The sequence below is a fragment of the Paraburkholderia flava genome, from assembly GCF_004359985.1.
In the GTDB taxonomy this organism is placed as follows: Bacteria; Pseudomonadota; Gammaproteobacteria; order Burkholderiales; family Burkholderiaceae; genus Paraburkholderia; species Paraburkholderia flava.
In genome coordinates this window covers 1,480,732-1,494,518 of sequence record NZ_SMRO01000001.1, presented here as the reverse complement: position 1 = coordinate 1,494,518, position 13,787 = coordinate 1,480,732, and the positions used below count along the sequence as shown (strand labels likewise).

Below are 13,787 nucleotides of genomic sequence, written 5' to 3'. Positions count from 1 at the left end.
AGCATGGGGTCGACTCTTTGAATGAAAAGGAAGAAGTAAGCGTGCTCATGCGTCGAGCACGAGTGCTTCGCGCGGTACGGCCTGGCAGGCGAGACACACGCCGGGTTCGTCCAGCGCGACGTCGCTCAGGTGATCGACCTCGCCCGCGAGCACGCGCACGGCGCAGCTCTCGCACTGACCGACCCGGCAGCCGCTCGGCAACGCCAGTCCCAGCGACTCCGCAAACGACAGCAGGCTGCCGTGCGACGGCGTCCACACTGCTTCACGTTGCGAGCGCGCGAACGTCACCGGCCACGCCGCGTTCGGGTCCGTCTGAGGACTCGCCGGCGAGCGGAAGGCTTCGCTGAACATGTCGAACGCGGGCACGCCCCGCGCGGCGAGTCCCGACATGACGGATGTCATCATGGGTCCCGGCCCGCACAGATAAAAGAGCGCGCGCCGCGCGATCAGATCGTCGCTCACCACGGTCGACGTGAGGCGTTCGCGCAGGTCGTAATCGCGACCGTGTACGTCCCTCTCGCGCGGCGCGTCGTAGTAGTCGACGATGTGCACGTTGGGCAGCGTAGCGGCGAGCGTGGCCAGCCGATCGCGGAACGCATGCGTGCCGCCATGCCGGTTCGCGTGGTGCAGCCACACTTCCGGCGCAGCGTTTCCGCCGACGAGCGATTCGAGGTAACAGAGAAACGGCGTGATGCCGATTCCGCCTGCGAAGCAGACCACCGGACGGCGACTGCGTACCGGTATCACGAAGCGCCCCGATGGCGCACCCAGTTCGATTTCGTCACCCACACGGGCGCCGGTGTTCAACCAGCTCGATACGACGCCTTCGAACGCGTCGCCAGCGGATGTACGCCCCTGCTGATGGCGCACAGCGATCCGGTAGCCACGGCGGCTTTCTTCCTGTGCAGGCCCTGTCAGCGAATAGGCGCGCGTCGCCGGCTGCGCGTGTCCAGGTATCGACACGCGCACCGTCACATGCTGGCCCGGCAGATAGTCGGGCAGCCCGACGGCATCGAGCGGTTCGAATCCGATCGCGCGCACGCCGTCGGCCGCGTCGGCGAGCGAACCAATACGGAACCGCGCCATGCCATTCCATGGACGTCGTGTCGCATCGCTTGCTGCATCGCGTGCAATGTCGCAGCGAAGCGAGCGCAGCGGCGACGCGCCGCTTACCGGGTCGATGTCGTCTGCAAGCGCCAGTGCGTTGAAATTGCTCGACGCGGCACCTGCGACCGCATAGCCGTCGCGTCCGACGCCGTCGCAGGCCTGCCACCAGCCGTATTCGGCGAGCAGCACGTCGTCGCCCAACCCGGCGTCGAACGACGCACGAAACCGTGCGGCGCCCGCTGCCGTGGTAATGCGTACCCAGTCGTGCTCGGCGATCTGTTTTGCGGCGGCAAGACGCGGGCTGAGATGCACGACCGGTTCTGGCGCGCGTGCACGCAGGCTCGCGAGTCCGCGATGCTGGCTGTGGCAGTAGTAGCCGTTCTTGGTCGAGCCGAGCACGTACGGATAGCGGTGCGCGTCGTCGGCCGGCGCGACGCGCGGCGCCACGTGTACGGGCAACGGCGGATAGCCGTGGCGCAACAGACGCTCCGAATAGAGTTCGACGCGTCGCGTGTCGGTCGCGAAGCCTTTGACACCGCCCGCAGCAGATCTCGCGTACTTGCGTTCGTACTGCGGCTGCGGATGGGCGATCCCTTCCGGATGCGCGCGCAGTGTCGCCACGTCGAGTCCGGTCGGCGCGAGCTGATAATTCCAGCCGGCTTCGAGACTACCGCCGAAGAACGCGTCGCGCATGCCGAGCCGTGACGCGAGATCGAACACGATGTCGTTGTCGCTGCGCGACTCGCCGCGCGGCGACACCATCCGCTGCCGTAACTGGATCAGTGCATCGGCCTCGTCGCTGATCTCGAAGCCCGCGCGCAAACCTTCGCGCTCCCATGGCGTGTTCACCGGCAACAGGATGTCGGCGTAGTGCGCCGACGGCGTTTCGAACAGATCGCAGTGCACGTGGAATTCGAGCGCTTCGAGCGCCGCCTTGCCCCTCTCGTAGTCGGCCTGCGACGCGAGGACGTTGGTGCCGAAGCAGACCATCGCGCGCACGCGATACGGCTCGCCGTCGAGAATCGCGCGGTAGGTATCGCGCGCGGTAACCCAGCCTCGTGCGGGCGGACCCAGCGGACGCTCCGCGAGTCCCAGCGCCAGTGCCTGTTGCTCGGGGCTCAGCAAGTCGTGCGAGCCGACGGCGTTAACCGGCTGGCGCGTCATCACGCGATTGCCGCCGCGCCGGTCAAAACTCCCCGTGAGCGCGTAGAGCACCGCGATCGCGCGCTCGATCTGCGTGGCGTTGGCGTGTTGCGCAACGCCGGACCACGCGTGATACGCGACACGCTGCGCGCCGGTGAAAAGCGCAGCCGCTGTTTCCAGTTGCTCGGGCGACACGCCGCACAGGTTCGATACGGTCGCGGCATCGTAGGGCGCGACTGCCGCAATCAGATGATCGAACGCCGGCCGGCACGCGATACGCTCGCCGTCGCGTCCGGTCACTTCGAAGGCACCGCGAAGCGCGACGCGGTTCGCCGCATCGCTGTCGAGCGCGCAGGTCGTGTCGTAGACGACGGCACCGCCGGACACGTCGTCCCAAGCCACGAATGCATCTGCCATCGAATCAGTCGATGCAGCCAGATCGCCCGCGCGCAAAAACAGGCCGTTGTCGTCGCGCACGAGCAGCGGCGCATTGGTCCAGCGTCGTACGAACGTCTCGTCGAAGCGATTGCTTTCGATCACACGGCGGATCAACCCGAGCGCAAGCGCCGCGTCGGTGCCGGGGCGTACCGGCAGCCACGCATCGGCCTCGCCGGCCAGTGGCGTCTTGCGCGGATCGACGACCAGCAGGCGTGCGCCTCGCGCGCGGCCATGGCTAATCGCGTGTGCCTGACTCAGCCATGTACTCGTCGGATTGTGGCCCCACAGCATGATGAGGTCCGCGTCGGCGTAGTCGGCATTGGGCATGCCGCAGCCGAATGTGAATGCATGCGCGAAGTCCTTGTGCCAGTTGCAGATCTCGGTCGCGTAGACCGTGTTCGGGCTGCCGAACACACGGATGAAGCGCTCGATCCAGTCGATGCTGTCGGAGAGCGGCGTTCCGCTCGGCGTGGTGACGCCGAAGGCCACCGCGTGTGCGCCGCTTTCGCGCCGGATCGCGTCGAGGCGTGTCGCGATTTCGGTGAGCGCGTCGTCCCACGAGATGGGTTCCCAGCACGGATCGCTGGCGTCTTTAGGCGCCGTGCGGCGCAGCGGCGTCATCAGCCGGTCGGGATGATGGACAAGTTCCGGTGCGGCCTTGCCCTTGCGGCACATCGCGGCGCCGTTCGGATGCGAGTGATCGGGTTCGACCGCGATCAGCCTGTCGCGCTCGACGCGATTCAGTGTGCCGCAGCGCGATCTGCACAGTGTGCAGAATCCCGGTTTAACCTCCTGAGCCATGTCCGTGCATCTCGTGTGAGTCGATGCATCGATGCTATACAGGCCCCCTCTTTATTACTAATATAAACAATATAGTTTGCATTATTGGTTTTCTAAATGAAGCCTACCCTGCGTCAGATCGAGTATCTCGTCGCGGTCGCCGAGACCGGACAGGTCATGAAGGCCGCCGAGCGATGCAATGCATCGCAGTCGTCGCTGACCATTGCGCTGAAAAATCTGGAAGCGATTGTCGGCACGCCGCTGTTCACGCGGCATGCGAAGGGATTGCGGCTGACCGATGCAGGCGAACGTTTTCTGCAGCACGCGCAGCGCGCACTGAACGCGACCGACGATGCCCTGCACGAAGCGCGCACGTTACCGGACGAGGCCAGCGGCAAGATCCGCCTCGCGGTGACCGAAACGATCTCGGCCTATCTGCTGCCGTCGGTCGCCAGCACACTGTCGAGACGCTTTCCGAACCTCGACCTGACGCTGATCGAAGGCGAGCGGCGTATGCTCGAAAAGAAGCTGCTGAAAGGCGAACTGGATCTGGCGCTGCTGCTCGTCTCGAACCTGATGGCAGACGGACTGGTGTCGCACACGTTGCTGCGCTCGACGCGCAGGCTATGGGTCAGTCCCGGTCATCCGCTGCTCGACAAGCCGTCGATCACACTCGACGACGTGCGCGGCCAGCGCTTCCTGCTGCTCGACATGGACGAGCACGTGCAAACCGTGAAGCGCTACTGGGGTGCTGCGGGGCTCGCGCCCGTCGTTCACTTTCGCACCAGTTCGATCGAATCGATTCGCAGCCTGGTCGCGCAGGGGTACGGCGTATCGATCCTCTCGGACCTGGTGTATAGGCCTTGGTCGCTCGATGGCCGGCGCATCCTGCGCCGCGATCTGGGTACCGGGGTGCCGTCGATGGACGTGGGGCTGGTGTGGGCCGAAAAGGCACCGCCGACCGGCATCGTCGAAAGCGTGGTCGGTGCGCTGCGTTCTCTTGTTCGCGAGTTCAACGATCGTGGGCAGATCGGTATCGAATGATGGGGGGTGCGGCAGCGACGCCCATCGAAAGCATTCCGTCCATCAAGAGGCAGAGGACAGCCACATGAAACAGCCTCCTCAAACCGGCGACAGGATCACGGACAAATCGGCACCACCTGACGAGCGCACCATCCGCAGCTGGATCGGGCCCGAGGCGTTCGCTAGCCAGGCGACAGCGTCGTTTCATATTCAGGCACCCACGTGACGCTCTCCACGCGGGCGATCTGTTCGTGCGTTTCGTGCGTTTCGCGCGTATCGGAACGCGGGTCATAGCGGCAGTCCAGATAGATCGGCGCATCCGCGCGCAGCGGCAGGACGGTCAGCGTCAACGGTTGCGCCGGATCGATCGCGACGTTGCGGATTCCAATCTGCCACGGGAGGCCCGTATAGAAATGATCGTCGATCAGTGTGGTGCCCGAGAACAGCCGACCGATGTCGCCGGCATAGCGGATCGACAGATACGCGTTGCTCAAGCCGGGCGCATCCAGTGCCGTTTGCGGCAATTCGATGCGCCATGCCGCTGCGTTGCCGAACGCTTCCAGCGGCGGTTCGAGCGCCGCGTTCGCGGGACCGCCGATCGCGATCGCGGGCATCGGCCGGGCGTCGCGGATCGGCTCGACGCGCACGTCGCAGGCGACGGTCGGCGCACAGACCCTGAAGCGCTGGAACAGGTCATGGGACGCTACGTCGTCGATGGCGTGCGATGCGTCGGGACTGCTAGATAGCGGCGGGTACACGCTGAGCTCGAACGACGGCGCGCCGATCGAGCGCAGCACGAGCTTGCCATCCCGTTCGAACGCATGCGCATCCGTGAGCAGGAGCCTGCGCTGACCGTCGAACGGCAGCACCGTCATACGCACGATGTCGCGTGGCGTGAGTACGATCAGCGTGACGCGCTGGCCGCCCGCACTGGTCAATACGATTGACTTGCCGGGATCGGGCCGCAGGATGAGCGCGCCATCCAGTGCGTTGGTCGCGAGCGGATCGCCAGTCGTCGCATCGCGGAGGCCGGCGACCGTCGACGCTTCGATGGCGAACTCGGGTGCGATGCCGTCGGTCGCGGCGAACACATACGTCGCACCGTCCGTTGTCGCGAGCCGCGTGACGGGTTGCGCCGTCGCATAGCGCAGCGCGATGTCCTCGAGCGCGAGGCCCAGCGGCCAGATGAAATACGCGCCGGACGGAAGGTCGACCGGCTGCGCGGGCACGCAGATCGTTCGCGTCGCGAGTTCGATCTCGAAGCGCACGCCGCGTTGCGCGGCCATCGCATGCTGCCGCACGTGACTGTTGAAAAACAGAAAGCCGCGCTTGCCGTCGGCACGCACGGAGAAGCGGGGCGTGTCGAGATCGTCGGCGGCGTTCGACAGTTGCGCGGGCGCGTGAACCGCGCAGGTCGCGAGCAGGCTGCCCCATTCCTGCAGGAACAGGTGGAACGGTCGCAGCTTGCCCAGCACTGCATGAGGCTCGCCGTTCGCGCCGAACGGTGCCTGGAAGTCGTAGTGAACGGCCGGCAGATCGTTGTAGCCGCCGGTTGCGGTCGACTCGTGGCCGTTGCGTTCACCCGGCGGATTGCGCCCGCCGTACAGCATGTAGTAGCCGTACAGATTGACGCCGGAGCCGAGCTGGACCGGCAGCATCGCTGCGACGTCGTCGGGATCGAGCACCGGGCGACGGCGATACATGGTGGGCACGCCGCCGCCGTATTCGGCGCCGAGAAAGGGCGTCTGGGCGGCAACCGCGTCGACATCGCCTGGCCCGGTGTTGTGGGTTTGCGCGCCGAGATCGCCGCCTACCCGGCTCGTGAAGCGAAAGCCATAGACTTCGTTGGGCGGCGCCGCTTCGCTCGATGCGCTCCACGGCAGATCCGGATAGCCACCGAATACCGGCGTGACTTCGTCGTGCGGAAATACGGCGTTGTCCCAGCCGGTGACCGTATAGATCGGCACATCCAGGCCGGCATCGCGCGCGAGCCGATTGAGCGTCGCGATGTGTTGCGCACCCTGCTGCGGGCCGGTCAGGTTGTATTCGTTCTCGATCTGCACGCCGATGACCGGACCGCCGTCCTTCCATAGCAGGCCGTCGAGCTGTGCCGCGATTTCCTGATAGAAGCGCCGCACGTAATCGAGGTAGACAGGGTCGTCGCAGCGTGACGGCATCTGGTCGACGATCCAGCCGGGCAGGCCGCCGTAGCGAGCCTCGGCATGCACCCACGGACCGATCCGCACGAAAGCGAGCAGGCCGTGTCGCGTGCATGCGTCGACGAAGCGTCGCAGGTTGCGTCGTCCGCTCCAGTCGAACTCGCCGGCGCGTGCTTCATGAAAACACCAGAACACGTAGGACGAAACGATATCGACGCCGGCCGCCTTGATGCCGGCGAGCGCATCGTCCCACTGTGTGTCCGGCACACGGACATAGTGACATTCGCCCATCACGGGCAGCCAGGGCTTGCCGTCGCGCGTCAGGTAGCGGTGGTTGATGCCGATCTCGCGACCGTCGGGCGTCACGTTCGTGCCCATCGTCAGCATGCCGGGCAGCGGTGCGTCTGCGTGGCGGCGGGCGTCGACGCGCAGGACCGTCGACGGCGCGCGATCGTTCGTGGGCAGCGTCATGCGTCGATCCACGCGCATACGTCGGCCGTCTTCAGCGAGCGCTCGCCCAGTACGAAGCGGGCATGCAAAGGCGCGGGCACATCGACGGCGCGCGCGCCGAAGTTGAACGCGAACGTCACGGGGCCACGGCGGCGCAGCCGCAGTCCTTCCGGCAGCGATGCGACCGCAAGGCCGGCGTCGCGCGCGGCGCCTTCCAGCAATGCGCGATGCAGGCCGGCATCGAACCACGCGCCCGCATAGCGCAGATTGCCGCGCGCGACCACGGCCGGCCAGTCGTCGTCGAAGCGCGCGAGTACCTCGGCGCCGTCGCCTGCATGCAGATGCTCGCGCCAGTGCAGCGCGATACCATCGACGTCGTCCAGCGTGGTCGCCGGCTTGAGCGTGGGGCGCAGCGATTCGACTTCAAGCACCTTCACCGGCAGCACGTTCTGCAGCGCGCCGGGCGGCAGTTGCGGCGGGATCGCGAAGTCCTCGGTCTTCGAGCCGCTGCGCGGCCCGATCACCCATTGAGCAGTCGAGTGCGCGATCGTGTGCGGCCAGTGGTCCGGCAGCACGGCAACGCTCGGCACCACGACGAGCCGGTAGCCGCTGAGGTCATCGTGCGCCGACACGATATCGACGTCGAGCGCCATCTCGCGCAGCGTCCGGTAGTACTCGAACGCGAGCGTCTGATAGTCGAAGCCTTTCCCGTGACGCTGGATCTCGAACATCCACTGCGTCTCGTAATCGAACACCAGCGCGACCTGCGCCTGCGGGGCAGGGCCGCTCGACATCAGCGCGCCGAGCGCGTCGCTTTGTGCGATCTCGCGGGCGGCGCGCGCCACTTCGAGACCGCCGGGCGAGAGCGTGCTGTCGGGCAGGTTCAACCCCGAATGCATCTGCTCCTGCGCAAACGGCGCCTGCCGCCAGCGGAAATACGACATCAGTTCCGCGCCGTGCGCGAAGGCCTCGAATGCCCACAGGCGCACCATGCCTTGCGCGGGTACCGGATTCCACGGTGCCCAGTTGACTGGACCCGCGCCCTGTTCCATCACCCAGAAACGGCCGCGGCCGATGCCGCGGTAGCGGTCGTGATCGAACGCGGAGACATCGGGATGTCCTGTGCGCGCGTAGCGTGCCTTGTCGTCTTCGCTGAGGTCGATCACTTCCGTGCGCGCGATCGGATAGTTATCCCACGCGGCGACGTCGACGCTGTTGCCTTCGACGAAGCGGTAGTGATCGAACGCGGTGAAGAAACCCATGAAGTTGTGCAGCATGTCCGCATGCGGCGCGTGCTGCCGCAGCACGTCGACCTGCTCGCGATGGAAGCTCGCGACTTCGTCGGACATGAAGCGGCGGAAATCGAGCAGGTGGATCGGGTTCGCGTCGGTGGGCGTGAGGGTCGGCAGTTCGATGCGGTCGAACGACGCGTATTCCATGCTCCAGAACACCGTGCCCCAGCGCTGGTTCAGCGCGTCGATCGTGCCGTAGCGTTGTGCGAGCCATGCGTGGAAGCGTCGGCGTGCCGCATCCGAATAATTCGGCACGGTATCGTGACAACCCAGCTCGTTGTCGGTCTGCCACGCGACGATCGAAGGATGCGCACCATAGCGCTGCGCCATCGCCTCGACGATGCGCCGGCATTCGGCCCGATAGCGTTCGCTCGAAATGTCGTAGTGGCGGCGCGAGCCGAAGTTCAGGCGCGTGCCGTCCGCGCGGACCGGCAGCATGTCGGGCGCGGCGTCGATCAGCCACTTCGGCGGTGATGCCGTCGGCGTGCCGAGCACGATTTTCAGGCCCGCGTGAGCGAGCGTATCGACTGCCCGATCGAGCCAGCTCCATTCGAAGACGCCGGCGCGCGGCTCCATCCGGCTCCACGCGAATTCGCCGATCCGCACGTGCGTGATGCCGAGCTCGGCCATCCGGCGGGCGTCGTCTGCCCACATCGTCTCGGGCCATTGTTCGGGGTAGTAGCAAACGCCAAAGTGCATGCTTGATTCGTCCAGGGTTCAGTAAAAGGGCGCGCTGAAGGGGCGCGCGGTGTCAATGCGCTGAGCGTCTGTTCAGCCTTTGCTCGCACCGAAGGTGAGGCCGGCCACGAAGTGCTTCTGCATCGCGAAGAACATCAGCACCGAGGGCAGGGCGGCCAGCACCGAGCCGGCCGCGACCAGATTCCATGCGGTGGTCCACTGGCCCTTCAGCGCGGCCACGCCGACCGTGATCGGCGCCGCGTCGTCGCCTTGTGTGAGGCACAGTGCCCAGAAGTAGTCGTTCCACACGAACGTGAAAACGAGAATGCCGAGCGCGGCAAGCGCCGGCCGGATCAGCGGCAGCACGATGCGCGCGTAGATCGTCCATTCGTTCGCGCCTTCGACGCGCGCGGCTTCGATCAGCTCGAACGGCAACTGCTTGATGAAGTTGCGCAGGAACAGCGTGCAAAAGCCGGTCTGAAACGCAATGTGGAAAATGATCAGCGCCCACACGGTGTTGTAGAGGCCGACCTTCAGCGCCATGTCGCGCACCGGAATCATCAGGATCTGCACCGGCACGAAGTTGCCGGCGACAAACGCGAACAGCACGACGAGGTTGCCGCGAAAACGGTAAGTCGCGAGCGCGAAGCCGGCCATCGACGCAAGCAGGATCGCACCGAGCACCGACGGCACGGTGATCAGCACGCTATTCGCGAAGTAGTGGAGCATCGGCGTCTGCGTGAGTGCCGTACCGTAGTTGTCGAGCAGCGCGAAGTGTTTGGGCCAGCCCCAGTAGTCGCCTTCGGCAAGCTCGCTCGACGAGCGGATCGACGTGAGCAGCACGGCGAGCATCGGCAGCAGCCAGACGAACAGCGCGAGCGGCAGCGACGCCTTGTAGAGCGCGCGGTTCCAGGGTTTCCAGCGTTCGACGGGAAGGGGGTACATGATGGTTAGCTCCGGCGTTCTTCGCGCAGCATCCGGCGCAGATGAAACACGATGTAGACAAGCATGATCGCGAACAGCACCACGGCGATCGACGCCGAGTAGCCTTCGCGGTAGTACTTGATCGCCTGGTCGTACATGTAATAGGCGAGCACGGTCGAGCTGTCGAACGGACCACCGCCGCTCATCACGGCGATCAGGTCGAAGCTGCGCAGCGCGCCGATCACGGTCAGCACGACCGCCATGAACGTGGCGGGGCGCAGTTGCGGCAGGATCACGTGCCACAGCAGCCGCCAGCCTTTCGCGCCTTCCATCCGCGCGGCTTCCACCACTTCGGGGTTCATCGCGGTGAGCCCGGTCAGGTACAGCACCATGCAGTACGGCGTCTGCGGCCAGAGCGCCGCGAACACGATGCCGAAGGTGGCGGTGTGCGGGTCGCCGAGCACCGGAATGCCGTGGCCGACGAACAGCTTCAGCAGACCGAATGCCGGATCGTAGAACCAGCTGAACACGAGCCCGACCACCACGCCCGACAGCACGAACGGTGCGAAGAACAGCGACTTCACGATGCGCATGCCCTTGACCTGCTGGTTCAGGTACAGCGCGAACGCGAGGCCGAGCGGTGGCGCGAGCAGGAACAGCACGAGCCAGATCAGGTTGTTCTTCAGCGCGACGTAGAACGTGTCCGACTGGAACAGCTCGACGTAGTTGGCGAAGCCGACGAAGCTCTTCGGCGTCATGCCGTCCCAGTGGTAGAAGCTGAGCGAAATGCTGCTGACGATCGGATAGATCACGCAGAGCGCAAACAGCGCGCAGCCGGGCAACAGGAACAGGAACGCGGCGCGGTTGCGTGCGCGGGCGGAAGACGATCGGCGTCTGCGTGCCGAAGGCAGCGCTGCGACGGACGTGGACATGGCGAAGACCTCGTTCGATGCCGTCCGCGCGGCGGACGGCGCATGGGTCGCGCCGCCCGGTTGCACGGCGCTGTGCGCGGGGCCGCGGCCCCGCGTTGAACCATCACTTGTGGTAAATGCGCTTGCGGGTTGCTTCGAGATGCACGAGCAGCGAGTCGAGTTGCGAAGGATCGTTGTAGAACTGCTGCATCGCCTTCATGCCTTCGTCGGCCATTTCCTTCGTCATGTCGCGATCGTAGAACTGTGCGATGCCGCCCGTCGTGCTGGCGAGCGTCTGGAAGCCGATCTTCGAGATCGGGTCTTCCGGTTCCGCGGCCTTGCTGTTCGACGGCAACTGGCCCCAGCCGCGCGCGAGATCCGCGTTGATCGCAGGCGTCTCCATGAATGCGAGCAGGCGCCGCGCGTCTGCCTTGTTCTTCGCCTTCGCGGGAATCAGCAGCACGTTGACCGGACCGTCCTCGGCCATCGGCACCTTCGGATCGATCACCGGGAAGCGCATGTAGCCGATCTGCGGCTTGATGCTGTCCGGGATGCTGGCGGAGAAGAACGTCCCCATCAGCATCATCGCGGCCTTGCCGGTGGTGAGGAATGGTGCGATCGAGTCGAGATCGTACGAAAGCGCGTTGTCGATGTAATCGTGGTTGTCCATCAGCACCTTCCACGTCGTGTAGACCTTCTTCACGCGCGGGTCGGTGTACGCTACGTTGCCGGCCATCAACTGCTGATGGAACGCGTTGCCGTTGATACGCAGGTCCAGATAGTCGAACCACGCGGCGAGCGTCCAGCTATCGCGCGCGGCGACGGCGATCGGCGGAATGCCCGCCGCCTTCAGCTTCCTGCAGGCATCGAGGAATTCGTCCCACGTCTTCGGCTCGCTCGCGATGCCGGCTTTCTGGAACAGGTCCTTGCGATAGAAGAAACCGTACGCGTCGTAACCGAGCGGCGCGGCGTACTGCTTGCCCTGCCAGGTCGACGCTTCTTTCACCGACGCGTACTGCTGGTCCCAGCCGTTCTTTGCCCAGTCGCCCGACAGGTCTTCGAGCAGGCCGCGCTGCGCGTAGTAGGCCATGCGCTCGCCGTCGTGCCACGACACGACGTCGGGCGGATCGGTCGCGAGCCAGCCGCTCATCTGCACCTTGTACGCTTCCTCGGTGACGTAGGTCACCTTGAGCGTGACGTCCGGGTTCGCCTTCTGGAATTTGTCGAACGCATCCTGCCAGGTCGAGCGCTGGTTGCCGCGCGCCGAGACGTTGACGCTCAGCGTCCCCGCCTGCGCGTCGGCGACGAAGCCGGACAGCAGCGCCGCCGACAGCGCGACCGCTGCGCCGACCGAGCGCCGGTTGAACGAGGCGAGCCGGGCAATCCTGCCGATGCGGCTCCATTGCTGCATGATCATCGTGTTGTCTCCTTGAACTGCGTTGTTGGCCGCCCGCATCGTGCAGACGGTTTGCCGACTGACCGCACCGGCTCTGCGGCCGGCTACGGAATCTCGCGTTACAGCGCGATTGCCTCTTGCTCCATCGCGACGCTGCGCGGCAGCGCGATGCCGTTCTCGTCGAACAGATGGCACGCGTGCGCCGGAATGCGCAGCGCGAGCCGCGTGCCCGGACGAACCGCGACGTTGCCCGGCGCCTTCGCGATCAGCGTGCCGCCCGCGTAGCCCGCATGCAGATAGCTGTGCTCGCCGAGCTGCTCGGTGAGCAACGTTTCGACCGTGAGCGTCTGCGTGTCGCCGTCGAGGCACAGATGCTCGGGACGGATCCCGATCGTCACGGGCTGGCCGCGCGTGAGTTGCCCGCCGTCCACGTCGACCTGCAGCGGTGGCGCTGCGGCATCGATGCCTCGCACCCGCACGCGCACATGCCCGTCCGCGACGGCATCGACTTCACCGTCGATGAAATTCATCCGCGGCGAGCCGATGAAGCTCGCCACGAAGCGCGAGCGCGGATGGTGGTAGAGCGCGAGCGGCGCGCCGATCTGCGCGACGCTGCCGAAGCGCTGCGTGTCGGTGCCTGCGTGCAGCAGCACGATCTTGTCGGCGAGCGTCATCGCTTCGATCTGGTCGTGCGTCACGTAGACGACGCTCGCCTGTGCGAAGCGCTGATGCAGCCGCGCGATTTCGATGCGTGTCTGGCCACGCAGTGCGGCATCGAGATTGGACAGCGGCTCGTCGAACAGGAACACGCCAGGCTCGCGCACGATCGCGCGGCCGATCGCGACGCGCTGCCGCTGACCGCCCGACAGCTCGCGTGGCAGACGTTCGAGCAGCGCGTCGAGCTGCAATACGCGCGCGGCTTCGCGCACCTTCTCGTCGACTGTCTGCTTCGGGGTCTTCGCGAGCCTCAGGCCGAACGCCATGTTGTCGTACACGGACATGTGCGGAAACAGCGCGTAGCTCTGGAACACCATCGCGACGCCGCGTTCGGCGGCCGGCACGCCGTCCATCGAACGGCCGCCGATCCGCACCTCGCCGTCTGTCTGGTCTTCGAGTCCCGCGACGATGCGCAGCAACGTCGATTTGCCGCATCCGGACGGCCCCAGGAACACGCAGAATTCGTGCGCGCCGATGTCGAGATCGAGATCGCGGATGACCGGTGGGTTCGTGCCGAACTGCTTCCGGATACGCGTCAAGGAAATGGCGGACATGGTGTTTTCCCCTGGATTTAAACGCTTAAATTTCGCGCGAAAAAAATCGCGCAAAGGCTTGCGCTAACTGGGTTTAAGCGTTTAAATTTCGAACTGGCTGTTGACTGCCGCATGTCCGTCTCCTATGTATTTGCCATGAAACTTATCAAAGCCGGCGAACGATGTGCAACATTTGATTTGCAGTCCCTGAATATGGGACATGACGCGTGCTGCGC

General features: G+C 65.5%; 8 protein-coding genes. 1 reads left to right on the top strand and 7 read right to left on the bottom strand.

Features of this window, described 5'->3' with window-relative positions; translation table 11 throughout:
• Positions 1-45: 45 nt before the first annotated feature.
• The gene (locus tag E1748_RS06565; RefSeq protein WP_133646304.1) at positions 46-3,489 is read right to left on the bottom strand and encodes a molybdopterin-dependent oxidoreductase; all 3,444 of its coding nucleotides are present in this window, start codon (positions 3,487-3,489) and stop codon (positions 46-48) included.
• Positions 3,490-3,585: 96 nt separating this feature from the next.
• On the opposite strand from E1748_RS06565, the gene E1748_RS06560 reads away from it, so the two are divergent.
• Positions 3,586-4,512 (top strand): LysR family transcriptional regulator, encoded by a 927-nt coding sequence (locus tag E1748_RS06560; RefSeq protein ID WP_133646303.1) that lies wholly within the window; start codon positions 3,586-3,588, stop codon positions 4,510-4,512.
• Between the two features lie 161 nt (positions 4,513-4,673).
• On the opposite strand, the gene E1748_RS06555 is transcribed toward E1748_RS06560, so the two are convergent.
• The 6 genes from E1748_RS06555 to E1748_RS06530 form a co-directional block, all read right to left on the bottom strand.
• Positions 4,674-7,121 carry a beta-galactosidase gene (locus tag E1748_RS06555; RefSeq protein WP_133646302.1) on the bottom strand — a complete coding sequence of 816 codons (2,448 nt, stop codon included), beginning with the start codon at positions 7,119-7,121 and terminating at the stop codon, positions 4,674-4,676.
• Positions 7,118-9,091 carry a beta-galactosidase gene (locus tag E1748_RS06550; protein WP_133646301.1) on the bottom strand — a complete coding sequence of 658 codons (1,974 nt, stop codon included), beginning with the start codon at positions 9,089-9,091 and terminating at the stop codon, positions 7,118-7,120. Before E1748_RS06550 ends, E1748_RS06555 begins: the two co-directional genes overlap by 4 nt.
• 72 nt (positions 9,092-9,163) lie before the next feature.
• Positions 9,164-10,015: a carbohydrate ABC transporter permease gene (locus tag E1748_RS06545; RefSeq protein WP_133646300.1), complete on the bottom strand. Its 852-nt coding sequence runs from the start codon at positions 10,013-10,015 to the stop codon at positions 9,164-9,166.
• A 5-nt stretch (positions 10,016-10,020) separates the two neighbouring features.
• Positions 10,021-10,926 carry a carbohydrate ABC transporter permease gene (locus E1748_RS06540; RefSeq protein WP_133646299.1) on the bottom strand — a complete coding sequence of 302 codons (906 nt, stop codon included), beginning with the start codon at positions 10,924-10,926 and terminating at the stop codon, positions 10,021-10,023.
• Between the two features lie 103 nt (positions 10,927-11,029).
• A complete protein-coding gene (locus E1748_RS06535) occupies positions 11,030-12,322 on the bottom strand; it encodes an ABC transporter substrate-binding protein (RefSeq protein ID WP_240766372.1) in 1,293 nt (430 codons plus the stop codon).
• Between the two features lie 98 nt (positions 12,323-12,420).
• Positions 12,421-13,572: an ABC transporter ATP-binding protein gene (locus tag E1748_RS06530; RefSeq protein ID WP_133646298.1), complete on the bottom strand. Its 1,152-nt coding sequence runs from the start codon at positions 13,570-13,572 to the stop codon at positions 12,421-12,423.
• Between the last annotated feature and the right edge of the window lie 215 nt (positions 13,573-13,787).